17 protein-coding genes are annotated in these 24,831 nt (G+C 73.6%); 15 read left to right on the top strand and 2 right to left on the bottom strand.

Annotated features, from left to right (window positions below):
• Positions 1 to 59: 59 nt before the first annotated feature.
• Positions 60 to 500 (bottom strand): Rv3235 family protein, encoded by a 441-nt coding sequence (locus ACIP37_RS26485; RefSeq protein WP_063349159.1) that lies wholly within the window; start codon positions 498 to 500, stop codon positions 60 to 62.
• A gap of 360 nt (positions 501 to 860) precedes the next feature.
• On the opposite strand from ACIP37_RS26485, the gene ACIP37_RS26480 reads away from it, so the two are divergent.
• The 14 genes from ACIP37_RS26480 to ACIP37_RS26415 all read left to right on the top strand — a co-directional run bounded on the left by ACIP37_RS26480 (position 861) and on the right by ACIP37_RS26415 (position 19,194).
• On the top strand, positions 861 to 2,012 hold the full coding sequence (locus ACIP37_RS26480) for a patatin-like phospholipase family protein (protein WP_363587344.1): 1,152 nt from the start codon (positions 861 to 863) through the stop codon (positions 2,010 to 2,012).
• 90 nt (positions 2,013 to 2,102) lie between these two features.
• Complete coding sequence (locus tag ACIP37_RS26475; RefSeq protein ID WP_400810332.1) at positions 2,103 to 2,612, top strand: DUF6912 family protein; 510 nt, start codon at positions 2,103 to 2,105, stop codon at positions 2,610 to 2,612.
• A gap of 85 nt (positions 2,613 to 2,697) precedes the next feature.
• The gene (locus ACIP37_RS26470; RefSeq protein ID WP_363587346.1) at positions 2,698 to 3,357 is read left to right on the top strand and encodes a haloacid dehalogenase-like hydrolase; all 660 of its coding nucleotides are present in this window, start codon (positions 2,698 to 2,700) and stop codon (positions 3,355 to 3,357) included.
• Between the two features lie 150 nt (positions 3,358 to 3,507).
• On the top strand, positions 3,508 to 5,133 hold the full coding sequence (gene pruA, locus ACIP37_RS26465) for an L-glutamate gamma-semialdehyde dehydrogenase (protein ID WP_363587374.1): 1,626 nt from the start codon (positions 3,508 to 3,510) through the stop codon (positions 5,131 to 5,133).
• 283 nt (positions 5,134 to 5,416) lie between these two features.
• Positions 5,417 to 10,363 carry an NAD-glutamate dehydrogenase gene (locus ACIP37_RS26460; RefSeq protein ID WP_363587348.1) on the top strand — a complete coding sequence of 1,649 codons (4,947 nt, stop codon included), beginning with the start codon at positions 5,417 to 5,419 and terminating at the stop codon, positions 10,361 to 10,363.
• A 420-nt stretch (positions 10,364 to 10,783) separates the two neighbouring features.
• Positions 10,784 to 12,091, top strand: coding sequence for an ATP-binding protein (locus ACIP37_RS26455; protein WP_363628094.1), 1,308 nt, complete (start codon positions 10,784 to 10,786; stop codon positions 12,089 to 12,091).
• Positions 12,088 to 12,498 (top strand): roadblock/LC7 domain-containing protein, encoded by a 411-nt coding sequence (locus tag ACIP37_RS26450; protein WP_350881088.1) that lies wholly within the window; start codon positions 12,088 to 12,090, stop codon positions 12,496 to 12,498. The genes ACIP37_RS26455 and ACIP37_RS26450 overlap by 4 nt, the downstream gene beginning before the upstream one ends.
• On the top strand, positions 12,495 to 12,869 hold the full coding sequence (locus tag ACIP37_RS26445) for a DUF742 domain-containing protein (protein WP_350881090.1): 375 nt from the start codon (positions 12,495 to 12,497) through the stop codon (positions 12,867 to 12,869). Before ACIP37_RS26450 ends, ACIP37_RS26445 begins: the two co-directional genes overlap by 4 nt.
• A complete protein-coding gene (locus ACIP37_RS26440; protein ID WP_350881092.1) occupies positions 12,844 to 13,434 on the top strand; it encodes an ATP/GTP-binding protein in 591 nt (196 codons plus the stop codon). The genes ACIP37_RS26445 and ACIP37_RS26440 overlap by 26 nt, the downstream gene beginning before the upstream one ends.
• Positions 13,435 to 13,545: 111 nt before the next feature.
• Positions 13,546 to 14,931: a cytochrome P450 gene (locus ACIP37_RS26435; protein WP_400810328.1), complete on the top strand. Its 1,386-nt coding sequence runs from the start codon at positions 13,546 to 13,548 to the stop codon at positions 14,929 to 14,931.
• A 266-nt stretch (positions 14,932 to 15,197) separates the two neighbouring features.
• The gene (locus ACIP37_RS26430; protein ID WP_363628194.1) at positions 15,198 to 16,388 is read left to right on the top strand and encodes a cytochrome P450; all 1,191 of its coding nucleotides are present in this window, start codon (positions 15,198 to 15,200) and stop codon (positions 16,386 to 16,388) included.
• Positions 16,385 to 17,293, top strand: a complete 909-nt coding sequence (locus ACIP37_RS26425) for an enoyl-CoA hydratase/isomerase family protein (protein WP_363628095.1) — start codon at positions 16,385 to 16,387, stop codon at positions 17,291 to 17,293. The genes ACIP37_RS26430 and ACIP37_RS26425 overlap by 4 nt, the downstream gene beginning before the upstream one ends.
• 166 nt (positions 17,294 to 17,459) lie before the next feature.
• Positions 17,460 to 18,269, top strand: a complete 810-nt coding sequence (locus ACIP37_RS26420) for a hypothetical protein (RefSeq protein ID WP_363587356.1) — start codon at positions 17,460 to 17,462, stop codon at positions 18,267 to 18,269.
• Positions 18,270 to 18,339: 70 nt separating this feature from the next.
• Positions 18,340 to 19,194 carry a hypothetical protein gene (locus ACIP37_RS26415; RefSeq protein WP_363628096.1) on the top strand — a complete coding sequence of 285 codons (855 nt, stop codon included), beginning with the start codon at positions 18,340 to 18,342 and terminating at the stop codon, positions 19,192 to 19,194.
• A gap of 357 nt (positions 19,195 to 19,551) precedes the next feature.
• On the opposite strand, the gene ACIP37_RS26410 is transcribed toward ACIP37_RS26415, so the two are convergent.
• Entirely contained in the window at positions 19,552 to 22,506 is a 2,955-nt protein-coding gene (locus ACIP37_RS26410) for an FtsK/SpoIIIE domain-containing protein (RefSeq protein WP_363587360.1), read from the bottom strand.
• Positions 22,507 to 22,826: 320 nt separating this feature from the next.
• On the opposite strand from ACIP37_RS26410, the gene ACIP37_RS26405 reads away from it, so the two are divergent.
• Positions 22,827 to 24,746: a protein kinase domain-containing protein gene (locus ACIP37_RS26405; RefSeq protein WP_363628097.1), complete on the top strand. Its 1,920-nt coding sequence runs from the start codon at positions 22,827 to 22,829 to the stop codon at positions 24,744 to 24,746.
• Positions 24,747 to 24,831: the final 85 nt, after the last annotated feature.

Below are 24,831 nucleotides of genomic sequence, written 5' to 3'. Positions count from 1 at the left end.
GGGGGCCGCTGTGGCCGCCCTGGCCGCTGTGACGACCGTGGTCGCCGTGACGGCCGTGGTCATCGGGCCTCCACGGCGGTGCACTGCCACTGCCCGGCCTGGCCGCGCTGCTCCAGCCGGAAGGCCACCATGTGGTGCCGCCGGCCGAGGTCGACCCGGACGCAGGCCTCGACCGCGTCGGGCGAGGGCGACCGGTCGTGCACCGGGCCCAGCCGGGGCCGGTCGGCGGCGCCGCCGCGGCGCAGCGCGCCGGCCCGGACCAGGGAGGCGAGCTGCCCGTAGCCGTCCAGGCTGGTGTGCCGCATCAGCTGGCCGGAGGGCCGGGCGCCGGTGAGCACCTCGACCAGCTGGTGGGCGAAGCGGGAGGCTAGCGCCCGGGGGTCGTGGCCGCCCGGGCCGGTGCAGGCGGCGCGGGGGTGGCGCGGGCGGCGCCCGGCCGGGTCGTGGGCGGCGGTCGTGCGCGGCCGGCGGTGCGGGCGGGCGGTGAGCGGTGCGGTCACGGTGGGCTCCTCGACACGGTGGTGCGGGTGCGGACGGGTCCTTGCTAGCGGTGGGCCGTGTCGGGCGGCAAGGGCTTTTGCCGCTGCCCCCGGAGTGACCGGCAAGTTCACCTATCCGAGTGAATCGATCAGTGCGGTGCCGGGCCCGGCGCGCGGTCGCACGGTGCCCGATTGACGTGCGTGGGCGGGCCGTACGGTCCGAAAGAGGACGGTTCGATGCGCCGGACCGGGTGGCCCGAATCGCCGCCCCCGTTGCGGTGCCCGGCCGTCGGCGCGCACCATCGGAGCCTGATCGGGAACCGCGCGGAGCGGGACGGGGCCGGGCGGCCACGACCGCACCCACGACGACGGGCGGCCGCGATGACGACACGGGTAGCGGCGGTTCCGGCTCCGGCAGTCGCGGGCACCGCCCCGCCGACCGGGGACGCACCCCGGCGCGGCCTGGTGCTGGGCGGCGGCGGGATGCTCGGTGCGGCCTGGACGGTCGGCGCGCTCTGCGCCGTCGAGGAGGCCACCGGCTGGCGGCCGGGCCGCGCGGACGTGCTGCTCGGCACCTCGGCGGGCTCGATCCTCGGCGCGATGCTGGCCGGCGGGGTCCGCACCGAGCAACTGCGTGACCACCAGCGCGGCCTGCCGATCACCGACGGCCCGCTGGCCGGGGTGGACTTCGACTACGACACGGCCGCCGGCGGCGCGCTGCCGCCCCGCCCCGGGGCGGGCATCGGCTCGCCCGGCCTGCTGCGGGACGCCGTCCGGCACCCGCGCGAGTACCCGCTGCTGACCATGGTGTCGGCGATGGCGCCGCCCGGCCGCGGTTCGCTGGCCCCGGTCGGCGAGCTGGTGCGCGGCCTGCTCGGCCCGGGCGGCTGGCCGCCGCCGGGCGCCGACGGCGAGGCCGGCGCCGGGGCCGCGGCGCTGCGGGTGGCGGCCGTGGACTACCGCAGCGGCCGCCGGGTGGTCTTCGGGGACCCGGACGCCCCGGCGGTCGCGGTCGCCGACGCGGTGATGGCCTCCTGCTCGATCCCCGGCTGGTTCGCGCCGGTGCGGCTGAACGGCTCGGCGTACGTGGACGGCGGCTGCTGGTCCGCCACCAACGCCGACCTGCTGCTCGGCCGCGGCCTGGACGAGGTGTACGTGCTCGCCCCGATGGCCCTGCGGCTGCGCCCCCGTGCCGACCGCGCCGACCGCGCCGACGCCGACGCCGACGCCGGCGGGGTCGCCGGCACCAGCGGGCTCGCGGGCTCCCTCGCCGCGCTGCGCGAGTGGCGCGCCCGGGACCGCCCGCGCGGCGTGCTGGCCCAGCTGGTCAGTCGCTACCGCCGCGCCGTCACCCGGCAGCTGCTGCGCGAGGCCGTGCTGCTGCGGGCCGAGGGCGTACGGGTGCGGCTGCTCGCGCCGACGCCGGCCGACCTGGCCGTGATGGGCCCGAACATGATGGACCCGGCCCGCCGCGACGCGGTGCTGGAGAGCGCCCTGCGCACGTGCGGTGAGGCCCTGCGGGCCGCCCGCTGAGTCGGGCCGAGGTGATCACGCCCGGCCCGGCGGCGCTTATTCTTGGGGCGCTGGAAGCTGTGCCGCTGGACGAACCGGAGAGTGCCACCGATGCGCGTGTACGTGCCCACCACCCTGAACGGCCTGGCGGCGGCGCACCCGGGTGGTGCCCTGGACCAGTCCGCGGCCTACGCCGTGACGCCCGCGCTGCGCGAGTGGTACGTCAGTGACGACCTGGAGGAACTGGAGTACGCGGCGCTGAACCGGGCCGCGCAGTCCTCCCTGCGGCTGCTGGCCGCCGACCCGGACGCCCCGCGCCGCCGGGTCGTGGTGGCCCTGGACGTGGCCGACTCGGCCGTCCGGCCGTTCCCCGGCGACGAGTACCAGGACCAGGCCTCGCTCGGCCGGGTGGTGCTGGCCGGCCCGCTGCCGCTGGAGAAGGCGGCGGCGGTGCACGCGGACGTCGCCGACGGCGAGGTGGTCGAGGACGTCGCGGCGGCGGTGGCGGCGGTGGCCGCGGCCGACGCGGGCGACCAGGACGCCCAGTTCACCGTGGACGGGGCCGAGGACCACGACCTGCTCTGGTTCGCCACCCAGGAGATCTCCGCGCTGCTGGCCTGAACGGCCGGTCGCGCCGGAGCGGAGCAGCAGGGTGCGTGAGCCCCGTCCTACCGGCGTGTCGGTGGTCGGGGCTACCGTTTCGCGCGTGGCTACACACATCGTTTGGGACTGGAACGGCACGCTCTTCCACGACATGGAGGCGGTGCTCGGCGCGAGCAACGCCGCGTTCGCGACCATCGGCGTCGGGCCGATGACCATGCGGGAGTACCGCGAGCAGTACGAGATCCCGATCCCCCGGTTCTACGAGCGGCTGCTCGGCCGGATGCCGTCCCAGGAGGAGTGGCTCCGGCTGGACGAGGCCTTCCACGACCGCTACCGGGAGCTGAGCCCGGCCTGCGGGCTGACGGACGGCGTGCACGAGCTGATGGACGGCTGGCGGGAGGCCGGGCACAGCCAGTCGCTGCTGTCGATGTACGAGCACGAGAAGCTGCTGCCGCTGGTCGACGCCTTCGGCCTGACCGGCCGGTTCCTGCGGGTGGACGGCCGCAGCGGCCCGTCCGGCGGCCAGAAGGCGGAGCAGCTGGCCCGGCACCTGGCCGCGCTCGGCGAGCGGGTGGACCCGGCCCGTACGGTGCTGATCGGCGACGCCGCGGACGACGCCCGGGCGGCGCTGGGCGCGGGTGCGCACGCGGTGCTCTACACCGGCGGCTCGCACACCCGGGAGAAGCTGGAGCCGCTCGGGGTGCCGGTGGTGGACAGCCTGGCGGAGGCGGTCGAGCTGGCCGGGCGGCTGGGGCGGGGCTGACCGTCCGCGGCGGGCGTGGCGGGCGCCACGTCCGCCGTCCGCGTGTCTGAGCGGGCGGATCGCGCGGCCGCTGGTCAGGCTGGACCAGGGCCTGTCCGGTGGATCGGGCCTTCCCACCGGAGCAGTCAGCAGGACGGAGCCGCCATGCCGATCGACGCAGTCACCGAGGTGCCCCTCCCGGTCAACGAGCCGGTGCTGGGGTACGCGCCCGGCAGCCCGGAGCGGGACCGGCTGGTCCGGCGGCTGGACGAGCTGGCGGCCGAGCAGATCCCGTTGCCGATGACCATCGGCGGCGAGCAGCGGTTCGGCGGCGGTGAGCGGATCGACGTCGTCCAGCCGCACCACCACGCCGCCAAGCTGGGGGTGCTCGGCAACGCCACCCGGGAGGACGCCCGCGCGGCGGTGGACTCGGCGCTCGCGGCGGGCCGGCAGTGGCGGTCGCTGTCCTTCGACGACCGGGCGGCGGTCTTCCTGCGGGCCGCCGACCTGCTGGCCGGGCCCTGGCGGGAGACCCTCAACGCGGCCACCATGCTCGGCCAGTCCAAGACCGCGCAGCAGGCCGAGATCGACTCCGCCTGCGAGCTGATCGACTTCTGGCGGTTCAACGTCCAGTTCGCCCGGCGGATCCTGGCCGAGCAGCCGATCTCCGCACCGGGCGTCTGGAACCGGGTGGACCACCGCCCGCTGGAGGGTTTCGTCTACGCGATCACCCCGTTCAACTTCACCGCGATCGCCGGCAACCTGCCGACCGCGCCCGCGCTGATGGGCAACACCGTGGTCTGGAAGCCCGCGCCGACCCAGACCCTGGCCGCGTACTACCTGATGCGGCTGCTGGAGGCGGCCGGTCTGCCGCCCGGGGTGGTCAACCTGGTCACCGGCGACGGCGTCCAGCTGTCCGCGGTCGCCCTCGCCGACCCGGCGCTCGCCGGGCTGCACTTCACCGGCTCCACCGCCACCTTCCAGTCGCTCTGGCAGACCATCGGCGCCAACATCGGCGGCTACCGGACGTACCCGCGGATCGTCGGCGAGACCGGCGGCAAGGACTTCCTGCTGGCCCACCGCTCGGCCGATCCGGCGATCCTGAAGGCGGCGCTGGTCCGCGGCGCGTTCGAGTACCAGGGCCAGAAGTGCTCGGCGCTCTCCCGGGCCTACCTGCCGCGCAGCCTCTGGCAGAAGATCAAGGACGAGCTGGTGGCCGAGGTGGACGCGCTCACGGTGGGCGACGTCACCGACCTCTCCAACTTCATGGGCGCGCTCATCGACCGGCGCGCGTTCGAGAAGAACCGGGACGCCATCGAGCGGGCCAAGGCCGATCCGACGATCGAGCTGGCGGCGGGCGGCCAGTACGACGACGCGATCGGCTGGTTCGTCCGGCCGACCGTCCTGGTCTCCTCCGACTACCGCAACGAGATCTTCCGGACGGAGTACTTCGGTCCGATCCTGGCCGTCCACGTCTACGAGGACGCCCGCTGGGAGGACGTGCTGCGCCGGGTCGACTCCGGCGCCCCGTACGGCCTGACCGGCTCGGTGATCGCGCAGGATCGTTACGCCATCGCCCAGGCGGTCGAGGCGCTGCGGTTCACCGCCGGGAACTTCTACATCAACGACAAGCCGACCGGTGCGGTCGTCGGCCAGCAGCCCTTCGGCGGCGGCCGGGCCTCCGGGACCAACGACAAGGCGGGCGCCGCCCAGAACCTCCTGCGCTGGACCTCGGCCCGCGCGATCAAGGAGACCTTCGTTCCCCCCACGGACCTGCGGTACCCGCACATGGGCTGAGAGTGAACGGGAGGCTCCGGTTTGGACATGGTGTCCAGGACGGACCGATCATCCTGCGGGTTTGCGCCTCCCTGTCCCTGTCCACCTTCGATTGATCCGGTTAGGCTGGCTGGCGTCGTCGGGTGGCTCCGCAGGACGAATCGTCCTACCCACTGCGAAGGTATTTCATGCGTGCCATGAAGCCCTTTCAGTTGGAAGGTGCGGCAGGATTGCGAGTGACCCGTCGGTGTACACCCACACACCACCGAGTCACGCAACGGCGCGCGACAGGAGCCAAGAAGTCATGCAGACCAAGCTGGACGCAGCCAAGGCCGACCTGCTCAAGAAGGCAGCCACAGCCGCTGAGAACAGCCAGGTGGGGGGAGCGGCGCCGGGGGAAGGCCTGAGCAACGGCGCTCTGACCGCGTACCTGCACCACTACTACCTCCACACCGCGCCCGAGGACCTGGTCGACCGCGACCCGGTCGACGTCTACGGCGCGGCGGCCTCCCACTACCGGCTGGGCCTCAAGCGCCCGCAGGGCACCGCCGAGGTGCGGGTGTACACCCCCTCGGTCGAGGAGAACGGCTGGTCCTGCGGCCACACCGTGGTCGAGGTCGTCACCGACGACATGCCCTTCCTGGTCGACTCCGTCACCAACGAGCTGTCCCGCCAGGACCGCGCCATCCACGTCGTGATCCACCCCCAGCTGGTCGTCCGCCGTGACATCACCGGCAAGCTGCTGGAGATCCTGGACGTCGACGCCTGCTCCCGCAGCCAGGCCGCCGGCACCGAGTGGCCCGCCGACGCGACCGTCGAGTCGTGGATGCACATCGAGATCGACCGCGAGACCGACCGCGACGACCTGCGCGCGATCGAGACCGACCTGCGCCGGGTGCTCGGCGACGTCCGTGAGGTCGTCGAGGACTGGAGCAAGATGCGCGAGAGCGCGCTGCGCCTGGCCGACGAGCTCGCCGAGGAGCCCCCGACCGGCCTGCCCGAGCAGGAGGTCGGCGAGGCCTGGGAGCTGATGCGCTGGCTCGCCGACGACCACTTCACCTTCCTCGGCTACCGCGAGTACGACCTGGTCGAGCACGAGGGCGAGGAGGTCCTGAAGGCCGTCGCCGGGACCGGCCTCGGCATCCTGCGCTCCGACCCGCGCGGCCACGACGACCACCACCACCCGGCCAGCGAGGCCTTCGGCCGCCTCTCCGCGCCGGTCCGCGCCAAGGCCCACGAGAAGAAGCTGCTCGTCCTCACCAAGGCCAACAGCCGCTCCACCGTGCACCGCCCGTCCTACCTGGACTACGTCGGCGTCAAGAAGTTCAACGCCGCCGGCGAGCCGATCGGCGAGCGCCGCTTCCTCGGCCTGTTCTCCTCCGCCGCCTACACCGAGTCGGTCACCCGCATCCCGGTCGTGCGCCGCAAGGTGCAGGAGGTGCTCGAAGGCTCCGGCTTCTCCAGCGAGAGCCACGACGGCCGTGACCTGCTGCAGATCATGGAGACCTTCCCGCGGGACGAGATGTTCCAGACCGCGGCCTCCGAGCTGATCTCCATCGCCACCAGCGTGCTGTACCTCCAGGAGCGCCGTAAGCTGCGGCTCTTCCTGCGCCAGGACGAGTACGGGCGCTACTTCTCCGCGTTCATCTACCTGCCGCGCGACCGCTACACCACCCGGATCCGGCTGCTGCTCACCGAGATCCTCAAGGAGGAGCTGAACGGCGCCACCATCGACTACACGGTGTACGCCACCGAGTCGGTGCTGACCCGTCTGCACTTCGTGGTCCGCGTCGCCCCCGGCACCGAACTGCCGCGGCTCACCGACTCCGACATCGAGCGGATCGAGAACCGCCTCGCCGAGGCCGCCCGGTTCTGGATGGACGGCTTCCACGACCAGCTGCACACCGAACTGGGCGAGGAGAAGGCCGCCGAGCTCGGCCACAAGTACGCCAACGCCTTCCCCGACGGCTACCGCGCCGACTTCCCGCCGCGCACCGCCGTCGCCGACATCAAGCAGATCGAGTCGCTGCACGGCGAGGGCGACTTCCGCCTCAACCTGTACCAGCCGGTCGGCGCGGGCGACGACGAGCGCCGCTTCAAGGTCTACCGGGTCGGCGGCCCGATCTCGCTCACCGAGGTCCTGCCGGTGCTCCAGCGCCTGGGCGTCGAGGTGCTGGACGAGCACCCGTACGCGCTGCGCCGCTCCGACGACACCACCGCGTGGGTGTACGACTTCGGCCTGAGGCTGCGCGAGGCCACCGAGCTCACCGACGAGGCCCGCGAGCGCTTCCAGGAGACCTTCGCCGCCACCTGGACCGGCAAGGCCGAGAACGACGGCTTCAACGAGCTGGTCCTCACCGCCGGGCTGACCTGGCGCCAGGCGACGGTGCTGCGCGCGTACGCCAAGTACCTGCGCCAGGCGGGCTCCACGTTCTCCCAGGACTACATGGAGGACGCGCTCCGCAACAACACCCACACCACCCGGCTGCTGGTCAACCTGTTCGAGGCCCGGCTGAGCCCCAGCCACCAGCAGGGCGCCGCCGAGCTGACCGAGGGCATCCTGGAGGAGCTGTCCGGCGCGCTCGACGAGGTCGTCTCGCTGGACGAGGACCGCATCCTGCGTTCCTTCCTGCACCTCATCACGGCCACCCTGCGGACCAACTTCTTCCAGCACGACGGCTCCGGTGACTGGCACTCCTACGTGTCGATGAAGTTCGACCCGAAGGCCATCCCGGACCTGCCGGCCCCGCGCCCCGCGTTCGAGATCTGGGTGTACTCGCCGCAGGTCGAGGGCGTGCACCTGCGCTTCGGCAAGGTCGCCCGCGGCGGTCTGCGCTGGTCCGACCGGCGCGAGGACTTCCGCACCGAGATCCTCGGCCTGGTCAAGGCGCAGATGGTCAAGAACACCGTCATCGTGCCGGTCGGCGCCAAGGGCGGCTTCGTCGCCAAGCAGCTGCCGGACCCGTCGGTCGACCGGGACGCCTGGCTGGCCGAGGGCATCTCCTCGTACAAGACGTTCATCTCCGCGCTGCTCGACATCACCGACAACCTGGTCGCCGGCGAGGTCGTCCACCCGGCCGACGTCGTCCGCCACGACGAGGACGACACCTACCTCGTCGTCGCCGCCGACAAGGGCACCGCGACCTTCTCCGACATCGCCAACGGCGTCGCCGAGTCCTACGGCTTCTGGCTGGGCGACGCGTTCGCCTCCGGCGGTTCGGCCGGCTACGACCACAAGGGCATGGGCATCACGGCCCGCGGCGCCTGGGAGTCGGTCAAGCGCAACTTCCGCGAGCTCGGCGTCGACACCCAGACCGAGGACTTCAAGGTCATCGGCATCGGCGACATGTCCGGCGACGTCTTCGGCAACGGCATGCTGCTCAGCGAGCACATCCGCTTGGTCGCCGCCTTCGACCACCGCCACATCTTCCTCGACCCGAACCCGGACGCCGCCGCCTCCTACGCCGAGCGGCGCCGGCTCTTCGAACTGCCCCGCAGCTCCTGGGACGACTACGACAAGTCGCTGATCTCGGCCGGCGGCGGCGTCTTCCCGCGCACCGCCAAGTCGATCCAGCTCAGCACGCAGGTCCGGGCCGCCCTCGGCGTCCAGGACACCCGGCTCACCCCGGCCGAGCTGATGAAGGCGATCCTCCAGGCGCCGGTCGACCTGTTCTGGAACGGCGGCATCGGCACCTACGTCAAGGCCTCCACCGAGACCAACGCCGAGGTCGGCGACAAGGCCAACGACGCCATCCGCGTCAACGGCGACCAGGTCCGGGCCCGCGTCATCGGCGAGGGCGGCAACCTCGGCTGCACCCAGCTCGGCCGCATCGAGTACGCCGCGGTCGGCGGCCCCGAGAGCACCGGCGGCTGGATCAACACCGACGCCATCGACAACTCGGCCGGTGTGGACACCTCGGACCACGAGGTCAACATCAAGATCCTGCTCAACCAGGTCGTCTCCGACGGCGACATGACGGTCAAGCAGCGCAACGTCCTGCTGGCCGAGATGACCGACGAGGTCGGCCACCTGGTGCTGCGCAACAACTACGCGCAGAACGTGGTGCTGGCCAACGCCGTCGCCCAGGCGCACAGCATGGTCAACGTCCACTCCCGGATGATCAACCGGCTGGAGTCGGCCGGCCAGCTCGACCGGGGCCTGGAGTTCCTGCCCACCGAGCGCCAGATCCGCGAGCGCCAGCAGAACGGCCGCGGCCTCTCGCAGCCCGAGATGTCCGTCCTGCTCGCGTACACCAAGATCACGCTGGCCGAGGAGCTGCTCGCCACCGCGCTGCCCGACGACCCGTACTTCCGCACCGCGCTGCACGACTACTTCCCGAGCGCGCTGCGGGCCCGGTTCGCCGACGCGATCGACAACCACGCGCTGCGCCGCGAGATCATCACCACCCTGATCGTCAACGACACGATCAACCGCGGCGGCTGCACCTTCGCCTTCCGGCTGAAGGAGGAGACCGGCGCGACCTACGAGGAGATCGCCCGGACCCACACCGCCGCCAGGGCCGTGTTCGACCTGGAGGACATCTGGGCCGAGATCGAGGGCCTGGACAACGAGGTCACGGCCCGGGTCCAGACCAAGATGCGGCTGCACTCGCGGCGCCTGGTCGAGCGTGCCACCCGGTGGATGCTCAACAACCGCCGCCAGCCGCTCGACATCGCCGGCACCATCGAGTTCTTCCACGACCGGGTCGACCAGGTCTGGGGCTCGCTGCCCAAGCCGCTGCGCGGCGACGACCTGGTCTGGTTCGAGGCCGTCTACAACGAGCTCGCCTCGGCCGGGGTGCCGGAGGAACTGGCCACCCGGATCGCCGGCCTCTCCTCGACCTTCCCGACCCTGGACATCAGCGAGGTCGCGGACCGCTCCGACAAGGACGTCGCCGAGGTCGCCGAGCTCTACTACGACCTCGCCGACCGCCTCCAGATCACCCACCTGCTCGACCGCATCATCGAGCTGCCCCGCACCGACCGCTGGTCGTCGATGGCCCGGGCCGCGATCCGCGAGGACCTCTTCGCGGCGCACGCGGCGCTGACCGCCGACATCCTCGCCTGCGGCCCCGAGGGCGCCACCCCGGAGGAGCGCTACAGCGCCTGGGCGGACCTCAACGCCACCCTGCTGAACCGCGCCAAGAGCACCCTCGACGACATAAGGGGTTCGGACAACTACGAGCTGTCCAGCCTCTCGGTCGCGATGCGGGTCATCCGCACCCTCCTGCGCACGGGCTCCATGCGCTGACGGCCGGCGGTACAGCCAGGCGGCGGGCCCGCGTCCACGGACGCGGGCCCGCCGCTTTTCGCGACCGGCCGACGGGCGGCGGATTCCGGATGGTGACGGAGTCGTCACGCTGCGCACGAGCCGGGGCGTGGTCGGGATATGTCCTTGCGATTAACGTCGCGCTACGAAGTCCGCCAAGTCCCACCGGAGTTCCCGGCCGGTCGCGGAACTTCGCCCCAACTGCCCTTTTTGGTAGCTGTTCTGACCTACCAGGAGTTGCAGTAGGCTGACTCCGCGATAGGCGTCGCCGCAGGTCCCGTGCCGGAAAGCACCGCGATGTGATGTGACATCAGGTGTCTTTCGGAGGGGTTCAGGCCGCCAGTCCCATTCGCGCCTTGGGGCCCGGACCGGCTCCACGCGGTGCCACCTGAAGAGAGTTTCATGACGTCATTTGTGCAGGAACCCTTTTTCTGGGTCTTCATCGTGGTGATGCTCGTAGCCGTCGGAGCGGCCCTCCAGGCCCGCAGGACGAACCTCGCCCTGCGGCGGCGAAACGTTTCCCTGGAGGAGGCCGGCGCCCTGGCGCAGCGGCAGCGCGACGAGTTCGCCGTGCTGCACGACCACCTGCGGAGCCAGCACGCGTCCGAGCTGACGGACGTCCGCCGCGACGCCGAGGAGGACACCAAGGCCGTCCTCAAGGCGGCGATGCGGACGCTGCAGGGCTTGGCCGACGAGCAGCAGGTCGTCATCGACAAGGTGCAGCGGAAGTACGGCGACAGCCCGCAGATCCTGGCCGACCTGATGACGATCGACCACACGAACAGCCAGTTCGGCCGGCGTGCCCAGGGCATCGCGGTGCTCTGCGGCGGCTGGCTGGGCCGCCGTGAGAGCGTCGCCTCGGTCTACGACGTGGTCCGCAGCGCCCAGGGCCGGATCCGGCACTTCGACCGGGTGCGGATCCACTCCCAGGTCAGCGTCGCGCTCGTCAGCAAGGTCGTCGAGCCGGTCGCCGTCGTGCTGTCCGAGCTGCTCGCCAACGCGACCAACTACTCCGCCCCGGACACCCCGGTGGAGGTCAGCGTCCAGGCCGTCCCCACCGGCGTCTGCCTGATCGTCGACGACGCCGGCCTCGGCATGGGCCAGGAGGAGAAGGACCGCGCGGCGGTGCTCCTGAACCCGGGCGCGCCGATCGGCCTCACCAGCCTGGGCAACCCCCCGAAGTTCGGCTTCGCCGTCTCCGGCATGCTGGCCGCCCGCTACGGCTTCCGGGTCTCCGTCGACTCGGTCTCCCCGTACGGGGGCGTGCGGGCCGTGGTGCTGCTGCCGGCCGAGCTGCTCAGCAGCGAGGTCGCGGCCCCGGCCACCGCCGTGCACGGCGAGCACCAGGCCGCGCACGGTGACCACCAGGGCGCGCGCGGCGACTACCAGGCCCCGCCGGCGGAGCAGCCCGCGCCGGCCTGGGCGCAGGCCCCCGGTCAGCGACTCGTGTCGCTGCCCGAACCGGCGGCGCCCCTGGCCCCGGTGCCGCCGGCGGCGGTGACGGAACCGGAGATGACCGCGGACGGACAGCTGCCCCGCCGCCGCCGCCACCGCCCGGTGTCGGTCCTCCCCTCCCCGCAGGACCCCGGCCGGGCCGAGGCGCCGGCGCGGAGCCCCGGCCAGAACACGCCGTCCCGCCTCGGCGCGTTCCAGCGCGGCACGCTGTCCGGGCGTAACACCACGAACACGGAAGGAACCGAGATCCAGTGAGCCGCGATCTTTCCTGGGTGCTCAACGACGTACTCCAGGTACCCGGCGCCCGGCACGCCATCCTCGTCTCCGCCGACGGCCTCCTGCTCGAACGGTCCAGCGAGATAGGCCGTGACGAGGCGGAGACCAACGCCGCCGCGATGAGCTCGATGCAGTCGCTGAGCCGCGCGGTCGCCCCGTTCGTCGGCGGAGACGGCGCAGGCGCCGGGGTCTGGCGCCAGACCCTGCTGGAGTACGACCACGGCTGGATCTTCCTGATCGCGGCCGGCAGCGGCGCGTACCTGGCCGCCTCCACCGCCCCCGACGTCGACATGGAGGCGATGTCCTTCCGGATGCAGCAGCAGGTGGGCGCGCTCGGACGGGCGATGTCGGCGGCGCCGCGCCAGAGCACGCTCAGCGGCTCATGACGGCCGGCGGCGAGGAACAGCGGGTCACCGGCGGCTTCATCCGCTCCTACGTGATCACCGGTGGGCGCGAGTTACCGAGTGCGGAAGCCCTGTCTCTGATCACCTTGGTCACCGTCGCGCCCGAGCAGGACCTCCCTGCCCTGCCGAGCCCGGAGACCCGGGCGATCTGGGAGCTGTGCTCCGGCGGCTACCTCTCGGTGGCCGAGGTCGCGGCCCGGCTGGAGCTGCCGGTGGGGGTCGTGAGGCTGCTGCTGACGGACCTGATCCATGAGGGACGGTTGCTGTGCCGGTCGGCCCCGCCCCCGGCCCAGGCCCCGGATCCGAGACTTCTAGAGAAGGTACTGCATGGACTTCAACGCCGGTTCGCCTGAGGACATCTACGTCCCGGGCGCGGTGACGACCGCGGTCAAGATCCTGGTCGTGGGGCACTTCGCGGTCGGCAAGACCACGCTCATCGGGGCCTTGTCGGAGATCGCCCCGCTGAGCACCGAGGAGAGCATGACGCAGGCGTCCATCCGCGTCGACGACCTCCGCGGCGTACCGGACAAGAAGACCACGACCGTCGCCCTGGACTTCGGCCGGCTGACACTCGGCGACGACCTGGTGCTGTACCTGTTCGGCACGCCGGGGCAGCAACGGTTCATGCAGCTCTGGGAGGACATGGCGCGGGGCGCGCTGGGGGCGCTGCTGCTGGCCGACCCGACCCGCCTCGCGGACACCTTCCCCGTCATCGACCTGATCGAGCAGTACGGCCTGGAGTACGCCGTGGCGGTCAACAGCTTCGACCGGCAGGACGAGTACACAGAGGACCAGCTGCGCGAGGCGCTCGACCTGCTGCCGCACACACCGGTGGTGTTCTGCGACGCGCGGGACCAGCGTTCCTCGGCCAACGCCCTGCTGACGCTCGTCCGGCACCTGCTCGACCGCGCCTCCTGACCTCGACCGCGGCTCCTGACCTCCCCCGCGACTCCTGACCTCCCCCACGCCTCCCTCCCCTCACGCCTCCCGGGTCCGCACCCGCCCGGGGCCACCTCCAAGGAACGACCCATGGAATCTCCGCAGCGACCCGCCCCGCAGTCGCCTCCGCAGGGCTGCCCGATGCACGTCGGCGTGAGCACACCGCTCTACGGGGAGATGTTCTCGTCCGACCCCGGCGCGGTCTACGACAAGCTGCGCGCCAACGGTCCCGCCGCTCCGGTGGAGTTGGCCCCGGGGGTCGAGGCCACCCTGGTCACCTCGCACGAGGCCGCTCTGCGGGTGCTGCAGAACCCGGGGATGTTCGCCCGGGACTCGCGGCGCTGGGCGGCGCTCAACGAAGGACGGGTGCCGCTGGACAGCCCCGTCCTGCCGATGATGTTCTACCGGCCCAACTGCCTCTTCACGGACGGTGCCGAGCACCTGCGGCTGCGCAAGGCCGTCACCGAGAGCCTGGGCCGGCTCAACGACAACCGGCTCAACCGGCACGTCGAACGGATAGCCGGCTACCTGATCGACCAGTTCAGTCCGCTGGGCCGGGCCGACCTGCTCAACGACTACGCCAAGCTGCTGCCGCTGCTGCTGTTCAACCAGCTGTTCGGCTGCCCGGCCGACATCGGCGACCGGCTGACCCGCAGCATGTCCGCGCTCTTCGACGGCCTCGACGTGATCCAGGCCAACGAGGAGCTGACCGCCTGTCTGATGGACCTGGTCGCGCTGAAGCGCCGCCAGCCCGGCGACGACATCACCTCGTGGCTCATCCAGCACCCGGCCGGCCTGCGGGACGAGGAGCTCAAGGACCAGCTGGTCATGCTGATGGGCGCCGGCGTCGAGCCCGAGCGCAACCTGATCGGCAACGCGCTGCTCCTGCTGCTGTCCGGCGAGGGCCGCTCCGGACTGCGCATCGAGGACGCCCTCGACGACGTGCTGTGGAACAACCCGCCGATCGCCAACTACGCCACGCACTACCCGATGCAGGACCTCGACGTGGGCGGGGTCCCGATGGACACGGGCAGCCCGGTGGTGATCAGCTTCGCCGCCGCCAACAGCGACCCCGCGCTGACGGACGCCCGGCTGACCCTCAGCAAGGGGGCCCACCTGGCCTGGGGCGCCGGCCCGCACGCGTGCCCGGCCAAGTCCCCGGCCCAGCTGATCGCCCTGAGCGCGATCGAGTGCCTGCTCAACGCCCTCCCGGACGTCACGCTCGCGGTGCCCGCGGAGAGCGTGGAGTGGCGGCCGGGCCCGTTCCAGCGCGGCCTGGTCTCGCTGCCGGTGCGGTTCAGCCCGGCGCCCGCCCGCACCACGCGGCCGGCCGCGGGTGCGGACACCGCGCCGGGCGGATCGCCGGTCGGCCCCGAGGCGACGCAGGCGTACCCGCAGGCCACCGCCCCCGCGCCGGGCCGGGCCGGGCAGAAGAAGGGGTGGTGGAGCTCCTTCCTGGACGTCTTCCGGGTCTGACACACCCCGGGCTCCGATCCGACGCGCCGTCGGAAGCCGTTCCGCCACCGCGGCGTGAACGGAGTCCGACGGCGGTGCGGGTACGTGACGGGGGCAACACGGATCGACGCTTGAGCGCGCTGTTGCTGGGTAGATCGCCGCCGTACTGCCCGCCCGCGCGTAAGGAGCCCCGTGTGACCGCCACGTTGGAAGCCCGCCCCGCAGACCCGGAGCGCCCGGACGGAAGGGTGGTCGACCGCCGCGCCGCCGTGCCGCTCCTGCGCAGGCTGCGGTCGGCCGAGGGACTCGCCGACCCGAGCCCGGTCTACGACGGGCTGCGGGCGCTGGGAGACCTCGTCCCGGCGCCCTGGGGCGGCTACCTGGTCACCGGGTACGACGCGTGCGACCAGGTCCTGCGCGGCAGGACCTGGCTCGTCCCCGATTTCGCCTGGCAGGAACGGCAGACCGGGACGGAGCGCTGGGAGGCCGTCGCCACCCAGGAGATGAGCCGGACGCTCTCCCGGCTCAACGCCCCCGAGCACACCCGGCAGCGGCGCAGCCTCGGAAACCTCTTCAACCACGCCACCCTGCGGGACATGCAGCCGGAGATCGAGGCCGACGTCACCGGGCTGCTCGACCGCCTGGCCGAGCGAATACGGGCGGACGGCGAGGCGGACCTCTCGTCCCTGGTCAGCGAGCAGCTGCCGATCGGCACCGTCGGGCGCTGGCTGGACATCGCCCCGGCGGACTACCCGCACATCCTGACGATGACCCACAACCAGGTGCACGCCCAGGAACTCCTGCCCACCAAGAGCCAGCTGGCGGTTTCGGAGCAGGCCACCATGGACCTGCGCGAGTACTTCACCCGCCTCGTCCGGGAGCGCCGCGACAACGACGGCGACGACGTGATCGCCGGCTGGATCCGCACCTGGGACGCGCTGGAGTCCGACCGCGAGGCCACCGACCGGATGGTCTACCAGCTCACCATGTTCGTCACCATCGCCTCGCTGGAGACCACGGCGACGCTACTCTCCTCGCTGGTGTGGTCGCTGCTGCGGTCGCCCGGCCGGTGGGAGTGGCTGCGGGAGCGGCCGGAGCACATCGACGACGCGATCGACGAGGCGCTGCGCTACGACCCGCCGATCCGCGTCAACAGCCGCGTCGCGGGCGAGGACACCGAGCTGGCCGGGGTGTTCCTGCCCAAGGACACCATGGTCCACGTGATGTACGGCGCGGCGAACCGCGATCCGCGCCGCAACCCGGACCCGCACGCCTTCGACGTGCTCCGCCGGGGCACCCACCTCACCTTCGGCGGCGGCGCCCACTACTGCCTCGGCGCGGGCCTGGCCAGGCTGGAGGCACGTGCCCTGCTCGGCCAGCTGTTGCGGCGCTTCCCTACCCTGCGGGCGGTGAGCCCGCCCGAGTACGCACCCCGGATGGTCTTCCACCGGGTGACGTCCCTGAGAGTGGCCGCATGAACGTGTCCCCGCAGGTTCCCCAGGTTCCCCAGGTTCCCCAGTACCCGCCGTACGCGGCGCAGCCGTCGTACCTCCCGTACCCGTACCCCGAGCCCGTCGCGTCGCCCGCCCCGGAGCCCGTCCCCGCGCCCGCGGTGGCCCGTACGGTCCGTACCGAGCGCCAGGGCCCCGTGCTCCACATCGAGCTGGACAGCCCGGCGACCGGGAACGCCGTCACCTCGGCCATGCTGGACGAACTCCTCGCCGTGCTGGCCGTACCCGATCCGGCCGTGCGCGTGATCGTGCTGTCCGGGGCCGGCCGGGACTTCTGCCTCGGCGGCGACCGGGACGAACTCTTCGCGGGTCTGGACCAGGACCCGACCGGCGGCGGCATACGGAACTACGGGGAGAAGGCCCGCAGGGTCTGCGATGCCCTCACCAACAGCTCCGCCGTGACCGTCGCGCGGGTCCAGGGCCGGGCCACCGGTGCCGGCTTCGCCCTGGCGCTCGCCTGCGACCTGCGGGTCGGCGCCGACAACGCCGTCTTCCGGCTGCCCGAGCTGGCCCTGGGCCTGCCCGTCGCCTGGGGAGGCCTGCTGCCCCGGCTGCTCCACGAGGTCGGCGCGGCCAGGGTCCGCGAGATCATCCTCACCAGCCGCCCGGTCGGCGCGGTGGAGGCGCGGGAGCTCGCCATCCTGCAACGCGTCGTCCCCGAGCAGGACCTGGACGGGGCGGTGGCCGAGTGGGTCAGGCCCGTCACCCGCCGCCCCGAGGCCGCACTGAGGGTCACCAAGACGCTGCTCGCCTCCCACGCGGCGGCCACCCGGCTGGCCGACGCCTCCGTGCTCGACGCCGAGTTGATGGCCTCGGTCCTCGCCGCCGCCCACTACACCCGCGGCCTCGCCGTGCAGCCCCCGGCCCACTGACCGGCAGCTGCCGTCCGCCGCCTACGGAAGACGGCGGACGGCGGGGTGGCCAGTCGTCGGCCGTTCACGGCGACGGCCCTTCCGCTGGTGTGGAAACCGATTGTGGATCATGCCCGCATATTCGCTACCGTGTGTGATCGACACAGGGGAGGGGATCACCGTGGGGATGACGCGCAGCGCGCGCACGGCGGGGGCCGTACTGACGGTGGCTCTGGTCGTGGCCGGAGCGGCGGCCTGCGAGGGCGGCAAGGACGCGGGGCGGAAGACCGGCGCGACCTCGGCGGCCAGCACGCCGCCGCAGCCGTTCGGCACCGGTGGCTACCGCGGACTGCGGCTGTCGATGACCAAGGACGAGGCGCTCGCCTCCGGAGCCCTGGAGCCGTCGCCGGTCTCGCTGCTCAACGGCTGCACCGACTACGCGTACAAGGGCGGCCCGGCGCCGGACCCGGTTCGGATGGCGGCCGAGACGGAGGCCCGCGCGAAGTCCGACAAGGCGATTGCCAGGATCGACGAGATGCGGGCGAACCGGAAGCCGTTCGAGACCCTGGCGCCCGGGGCCTCGCCGGAGGAGATGGTGAAGCACAGCGAGCGCCTCCAGGAGCGGCTGAAGCAGGAGGCCGCCGAACGGCAGGAGTCCGACGCGCTGTTCAAGGAGGCGGACGTCATCGTGACCGCCCGTAAGAACCGGGACCAGGCCTTCCTGGCCACCGGCCGGGTCAACTTCGGCACCGAGGGCCTGCGCCAGTTGGTCGCCCCGGCGGACGCCCGCACCGCCGAGGGAGTCGGCGCCGGTTCGGCGGAGGACGAGCTCGAGCGAGCCTACGAGGGCAAGGCCCTCAAGCCGACCGAGGACGGCAAGTACGAACTCCCGGCCGAGGGCGGCAACGGCGGCCCGGACTGGTTCTACGAGTTCACCATGGCCGAGGGCAAGGTCGCCGGCCTCGCCCTGGTCAAGCACAACACGTACTGCTCCTGAGAAACCGTCTGTAGACCGTGGTCGCACTCTCGATGCGGCGACCATCGAATGATCAAGTGAAGGTTGTGGCATGAGGAAGAACCGAGCCTTGGTCCGCGCAGTGGGCGTGGGCATCTCGGTGGCACTGCTGGTCGCCGGTGCGGCGGCCTGTACGTCCGATGTCAAGAAGGACGAGAAGGACACCGCGAAGGCTCCGGCCACCACCGGGGCGCCCGCGGCGACGCCCGCGCCCGCGTCCACGTCGAAGGGTCCGGAGGCCTTCGCGGCGGCCGGGTACCGGGGGTTGAAGCCGGGGATGGCCAAGGACGCCGGGCTGGCCACCGGCGCTCTGGAGAGCGTGCCGGTCTCGCTGCTCGACGGCTGCACGGACTTCGTCTACAAGGGCGGCCCGGCGCCGGACCAGGCCCGGATGACCGCCGAGGCGGCCACCGAGGCCCGCTACAAGGACCTGAACGCCAAGGCCGACGCGGCCTCGGGCAAGGCGCCCGCCCCGGGGGGCACCCTGCCGCCGAACGCCTCCGCCAAGGACGCGGCCGCCGCCGCCGCGGGCTCCGCCGCCGGGGCCAAGGGCTTGGCCGACGCCGCCAAGGCGATCGCGGACGCGACGATGGCCCTGGTCGACCTGCGGTTCGCCCAGGAGGCCAAGGACAAGGCGTACCTGGCCACCGGCCGGGTCTCCTTCGCGGCGACGGGCCTGCGCGAACTGGTTGCCCCGGCCGAGGCGAAGACGGCCGAGGGCCTCGGGGCCGGCTCCACCGTGGAGGCGCTCCAGCAGGCGTACGGCGCCAAGGGCCTCCAGCTCGCCAAGGGCGGCAAGTACGTGATGCCGGTCGAGGGGCAGCAGGGCTGGCAGTACGAGTTCACCGTGGACGGCGACAAGGTCGCCGGGATGGCCGTGGTGAACCGCGAGATCAAGTGCGCCTGACCGCCTGACGGTTGGATGAAGGGCCGCCCGTGGTGATCAGCCGTCGAACGCCACCACGGGAAGCCCGGGCCGTCCGCGCAGGGCCGCACGGGCCCGGGTGACGCCGCCGGGGGGGGCGACGGTGCTCCGCGTCGACGGCGACGGCCCTGCCGCCGAGGCCCGCACGGGCGCGGCAGAACCCCGGGCGGGGCACCGGGTCGTGGCAGCGCCCGCATTCGGCGTACGAGGCCGGTCGGGCGGGCCCGCGTCCTCGGATGTGGGCCCGCCGGCTCCCGGGTGTCTCGGGGAGGTCCGTACGCGCACCGCCCCTGCCGCGATGGTGATCGCGGCAGGGGCGGTGGAGGTCGTTCTGCCCGGTCAGTGGGCGGCCGCGCGTTGGAGGGCGCTGGCGAGGAGGGCGAGGTCGGTGGGGCCGTTGCCGAGTTCGCGGACCGGGCGGCGGGCGGGTGGGGCGCCGAGTTGGAGCGGGTCGATCGCGACGACGGTGGGGCGCAGGGTGGCGGTGCGCGGGATGCGGCCGCTGATCCGGGCGGTCTGGAAGGCGGTGACGCCGCCGTCCGGCAGGCGCAGGTAGCCGCGGCCGGGGGTGTCCTCGGGCAGGGCGGCCGCGTCGCCGAGGTGGATCAGCAGGTCGGAGTCGGCCGGGTCCTCGGTGCGCAGCGCGATGCGGAGCAGGGCGGCCTCGTCGACCTCGGTGCCGGCGCTCTCCTCCGGGTGGCCGGTGGTGACCGCGAGGTGGACGCCGAGCGGGCCGCCGTGGCGGGCGACGGCGGCGAGGGCGCGGGCGAGCGGGCGGCCGGCCGGGGAGGTGGGGGAGAGCAGGGCGTCGTAGTCGTCCACGACGACGACCAGGCGGGCGGGGCAGGGGACGGCGGCGGGGGAGGTGACCGGCCGGGCGCCGTCGCCGCTGCGCGGGTGGATGATCTTCGGGGTGGCGGCGGAGGCCGCGCCGACGACGGCGGGCACCGGGACGGCCGGGTGTCCGACGAGGCTCTGTCCGGCCAGGCCCTGCCCGTCCAGGCTCTGTGCGTCCAGGCTCTGCCCGTCCAGGATGCGGGCGGCGTGCCAGGAGGCGAAGTCCAGTCCGTCGAACAGCCGCTCGCGCAGGGCGAGTTCGTCCTCCAGGGCCTCCGCGGCGAGCAGCGCGGCCCGCGGGTCGTCGGCGGCGTTCACCAGACCGGTGACGTGCGGCAGTTCGGTGCAGCCGTCCAGGCCGTCCTCGGTGGACCGGCCCTCGATGAGGGTGACGGTGAGGCGCTCGGGGCGTTCGGAGACGGCGAGCGAGGCGACCAGGGTGCGCAGCAGCTCGGTCTTGCCGGAGCCGCGGGCGCCGCCGATGAGCAGGTGCGGGCCGCCCGGGTCGGGGGAGGGGAGGGCGAGTTCGGGGTCGGCCAGGTCGAGCGTGCAGAGCTCGTCCCGGGTGGTGCCGAGCAGCGCGGTGGCGGCTCCGATGCCGCCGGCGTGCGCCGCCCAGCGGGCGGACAGCTTGGCCGGGGTGACGGTGTCGAGCTGGAGCAGGTCGAGCAGCCGCAGCGCGTCGGGCAGCGGGCCGCGGGCGGCCGGGGCGGCCTCGCGCAGCGGGGCGAGCACGCGGGCGAGCCGTTCGGCCCAGGCGTCGGAGACGGCGTCCAGGGAGACCTCGTGCAAGGTCTCCCGGCCGCGGGCGACGGGGCGGTCGAGGGAGAGCTGGGTGCCGACCTCGCCGGTGATCAGGGCGGTGGCGCCGAGGCCGCGGGGGAGCAGTTCGGGCTGCTCGGCGAGGCAGACCGGGAAGATGCCGACGGCCGGGCCCTGGCGCAGCAGCAGGTCGACGGCCTGCCGGGCGGTCTCGGTGGTCGGGCGGCCGTCCACCACGACGACGGTGGCGGGGTGGCCGCCGAGGCCGGCCGGGCCGCTGAGCCGGGCGGTGAGTTCGGTCAGCCGGGCGGTGGCCTGTTCGTCGTCGAGGCCGAGCAGCAGGCGGCAGTCCTGGCCGTCGGCGGGGCGCAGGTGGGGCAGCCAGAGGGCCCAGGCCCAGGTGTCCGCGCGTTCTTCGGGGGTGCGGGCCTGGTCGGCGTCGACGACGACCAGGCTCAGGCCGGTCGGCGGGTGCAGGGCGGCGAGCTGGGCGACGACGGCGCGGGTGAGCGCGTCCAGGCGTTCGCGCGGGCCGCTGAGGCCGAGGCTGCCGGCGGTCTGCAGGTCGAGGGTGACGGGGACGGCGGGCAGCATGGTGCCGGGCGCGGTGCCGGGGCCGCCGGGGCGGTCGGCGGTGCCCAGGCGCAGGGTGAGCGCGTCGGGGTGGCCGGGGCCGCGCTCCCAGAGCCGGGGGCCGGGGCCGACGGCGTTGAGCAGCAGGGTGGCGAGATCCGGCCATCGTTCGCGCTGGGCGGCGGCCTGGCGCAGCCGTACGGCGGTGTGGTGGCGTTCGGCGCTCTCCTGGCCGGGCGGTTCGGCGGTGCGGCCGAGCCGCAGCGAGAGCAGGCCGCGGCCGCGGCCGGGGGCGGGTTCGGGGGCCGCTGGCGGTTCGGCCACCGGCGGGGTGGGGCGGACCGGGCCGGGGGCGGCGAGCTGGAGGTGGCCGTGGCCGTCGGGCAGGGCGGCGCGGCCGGTGCCGTCGGCCGGGTCGGGGGCGGCCACGTGCAGGGTGGATTCGCCGATGCGCAGCAGGGCGCCGGCTTCCAGCGGGACGGCTTCCTCGGGGGCTCCGGGCGGGACGAGCCGACCGTCCAGGGTGGTGCCGTTGGTGGAGCCGAGGTCGCGGACGGTGATCCTGCCGTCGTCGGCGAGGTGCAGGGCCAGGTGCAGCCGGGAGACGTCGGGGTCGTCGAGCGGGACGTCGGCTTCGCCGGAGCGGCCGATCCGGATCTCCCGGCCGTGCAGCCGGTGCACTCCGCCGGCGTCCGGGCCGCCGACCACGCGCAGTTCGGCGGCGGCGGGGGTGTCGTCGGGGTCGTCGGCGGTCGGGTCGGCCTCGTTGAGGCTGAGGACGGCCCCGTCGAGGAGCGGGGGGTGGCCGAGCAGCGTGTGCTCGTCGACCCGGTGCGCCCCGGCGTACAGGTGCACGTGGGTGGCGGCCCGGGGCCCGCGCACGCCGACGGCGCCCGCGAGGGCGCCCGCGAGGGAGCCGAGCGCGGTGCCGACGGGTGCGGTGACCAGCACGTCCACGTAGGGGATGGCGGAGCCGGCGGCGGTCGGGCCGCTGCGCGGTCGGAGGACGGTCAGCCGGATCTGCATCTCGCCCGCGGGTCCCTTCTGCTGGTGTGGAGCCTGGTACCGCTGCCCGGTGTCGTCGCGGGCGCGCGGGGCGGCCGCGGCGACCCTTTGGGCCACACGAGTGGCGAGTGTCCATCCTGCCATCCGTCACGGACAGTCCGCGCACCGTACCGGATTTGACGATCTTGCGATCATCGCCATGGTGGAGGCGACGGAGGGTCAGGTCAACCGGTGCGGCGGGGGCCCTGTCGGCGGGCCCGCCGAACCGGTCCGGGAACTCCCCTAGGGGATGTCCCCCAACCCCTCCGGGATGGCCTGCCGGTCGCCCCAAAAACCTGAACGGACACCGTTAGAGTGGCCGCAGACACGGGCCCGGCAGGCTCACCGCACCGGCGGAGGAGCGCCCCGCGCGGGCGGCACGACGAGGAGTGCGACAGGTGCGGCCAGTCGGCAGCAAGTATCTGCTTGAGGAGACCCTCGGACGGGGTGCCACCGGGACGGTCTGGCGCGGCCGGGTGCGCCCCGACGTCCAGGTGCCCGGCAGCGAGCCCGGGCAGCTGGTGGCGATCAAGGTGCTGCGCGAGGAACTGGCGGCCGACCCGGACGTCGTGATGCGCTTCCTGCGCGAGCGCTCGCTGCTGCTGCGACTGACCCATCCGAACATCGTCCGGGTCCGCGACCTGGTGGTCGAGGGCGAGCTGCTGGCCCTGGTGATGGACCTGATCGACGGCCCCGACCTGGCCCGCTACCTGCGTTCCAACGGCCCGTTCAGCCCGATCGCCGGCGCCCTGCTGATGGCTCAGGTCGCGGACGCGCTGGCGGCCAGCCACGAGGACGGGATCGTCCACCGCGACCTCAAGCCGGCCAACGTGCTGCTCGCCTCCACGGTGCTGGACGGCACCGAGCAGATGCACCCGATGCTGACCGACTTCGGCATCGCCCGCCTCGCCGACTCCCCGGGCATCACCCGCACCCACGAGTTCGTCGGCACCCCCGCCTACATCGCGCCGGAGTCCGCCGAGGGCCGCCCGCAGACTTCCGCGGTGGACGTCTACGGCGCCGGGATCATGCTGTACGAGCTGGTCACCGGCCGCCAGCCGTTCCAGGGCGACAGCGCGATCGCGCTCCTCCACGCCCACCTGGCGCAGGAGCCGCAGCGGCCCAGCACCATGCCCGAGCCGCTGTGGACGGTGATCGAGCGCTGCCTGCGCAAGGACCCGGCGCAGCGGCCGTCCGCGACCTCGCTGGCCGGCGCGCTGCGGGTGGTGGCGGCCGGCGTCGGGGTGCACGCCTCCCCGGCGGCGGTGGACGAGGCGCTCGCGGTCGGCTCGCTGCTGCTGCCGGACCCGCGCCCGACCTCCGTCCCGAGCGCAGGCGTGGGCGTCCCCGGCCTGTCGCCGGCGGCTCCGGCCGCCCCGCCGGCCCCGCAGTACGACCCGGCCGCGCAGTACGACCCGGCCGCGGCGACCCGGGTGATGGGCACCCAGCCGCCGCCCGCCCCGCCGTTCGGGGCCCCGGACCGCACCCAGGTGATGCCGCCCACCGTCGTGCCGCCGCTCCCGCCGGGCGCTCCGGGCACTCCGGGCGCTCCGGGGGAGGAGACGCCGCACCCGTGGCAGACGCAGCTACGGGCGGCCCGGGACCGCAACCAGCAGACCCAGGTCGGCTACTTCGGCCCGGAGGACTTCGAGGACCCGCAGGTCGCCCCGCGGCCCTTCCAGGCCGGGCCGGGCGGCCGCCCGGGCTACCAGCAACCGCAGCCGCCGGCCGGCTACCACCCCGACCAGCGGCGCCAGGGCCCGCCGCCGCCCGGGTACGCCCAGCGGCCGCCGGTGGCCCCGCCGCCGTACCAGGGCGGTCAGGGCGGCCAGGGCTACCAGGCCGGGCAGACCGGTCACGGCGGCCAGCCGCAGCCCGGGCCCGGTGGACGTCCGCAGCCGCCCGGCGGCTACCGGCCGGCTCCGGCCGCGTACGGGCAGTCGCAGGGCGGCTACCCGCCGCCGCCCCCGCCCACCCCGGTCCCGCGCCGGGCCGAGCCGCCGCAGCACCGCGAATCCCCGCAGCACCGCGAGCCGCCGCAGCACCGCGAGCCCCCGCAGCGTCGGGAGGAGCCGCGCGAGCAGGACCGCCGCGAGCCCGCCCCGCCGCGCGAGCGGCGCCCGCGCAGCCGCAACCGGATGTACATCCCCGGGCTCGGCTGCCTCAAGGGGTGCCTGATGGTGCTGGTGGTGCTGGTGGTGGCCGGGGTGGCGCTGTGGAACTTCACGTCGCTGCCGCACTACTGGGACAACGTCCAGGGCTGGTTCAACACCGTGCGCGACTGGGCGGACGCCCTGTTCGGCAGCTCGAAGAACTGACGCCGGGCCAGGCCCCGCCGCGCGGGGCCGCCCGGTCCAGGACCGGGCCCGCGCGGCGGGATTGACGCTTTGTCGACAATTCATA

The sequence above is a fragment of the Kitasatospora sp. NPDC088861 genome (genome assembly GCF_044750105.1).
In the GTDB taxonomy this organism is placed as follows: domain Bacteria; phylum Actinomycetota; class Actinomycetes; order Streptomycetales; family Streptomycetaceae; genus Kitasatospora.
Note: the sequence above shows the minus strand (reverse complement) of the source record. Positions and strands in the feature narration are given on the sequence as shown.

What these genes read in the sequence shown, in the direction of transcription:
- ACIP37_RS26480 (WP_363587344.1), top strand. Translation starts at nt 861, where the DNA reads ATGACGACACGGGTAGCGGCGGTTCCGGCTCCGGCAGTCGCGGGCACC.
- ACIP37_RS26475 (WP_400810332.1), top strand. Translation starts at nt 2,103, where the DNA reads ATGCGCGTGTACGTGCCCACCACCCTGAACGGCCTGGCGGCGGCGCAC.
- ACIP37_RS26460 (WP_363587348.1), top strand. Translation starts at nt 5,417, where the DNA reads ATGCAGACCAAGCTGGACGCAGCCAAGGCCGACCTGCTCAAGAAGGCA.
- ACIP37_RS26455 (WP_363628094.1), top strand. Translation starts at nt 10,784, where the DNA reads ATGACGTCATTTGTGCAGGAACCCTTTTTCTGGGTCTTCATCGTGGTG.
- ACIP37_RS26445 (WP_350881090.1), top strand. Translation starts at nt 12,495, where the DNA reads ATGACGGCCGGCGGCGAGGAACAGCGGGTCACCGGCGGCTTCATCCGC.
- ACIP37_RS26440 (WP_350881092.1), top strand. Translation starts at nt 12,844, where the DNA reads ATGGACTTCAACGCCGGTTCGCCTGAGGACATCTACGTCCCGGGCGCG.
- ACIP37_RS26435 (WP_400810328.1), top strand. Translation starts at nt 13,546, where the DNA reads ATGGAATCTCCGCAGCGACCCGCCCCGCAGTCGCCTCCGCAGGGCTGC.
- ACIP37_RS26425 (WP_363628095.1), top strand. Translation starts at nt 16,385, where the DNA reads ATGAACGTGTCCCCGCAGGTTCCCCAGGTTCCCCAGGTTCCCCAGTAC.
- ACIP37_RS26420 (WP_363587356.1), top strand. Translation starts at nt 17,460, where the DNA reads ATGACGCGCAGCGCGCGCACGGCGGGGGCCGTACTGACGGTGGCTCTG.
- ACIP37_RS26415 (WP_363628096.1), top strand. Translation starts at nt 18,340, where the DNA reads ATGAGGAAGAACCGAGCCTTGGTCCGCGCAGTGGGCGTGGGCATCTCG.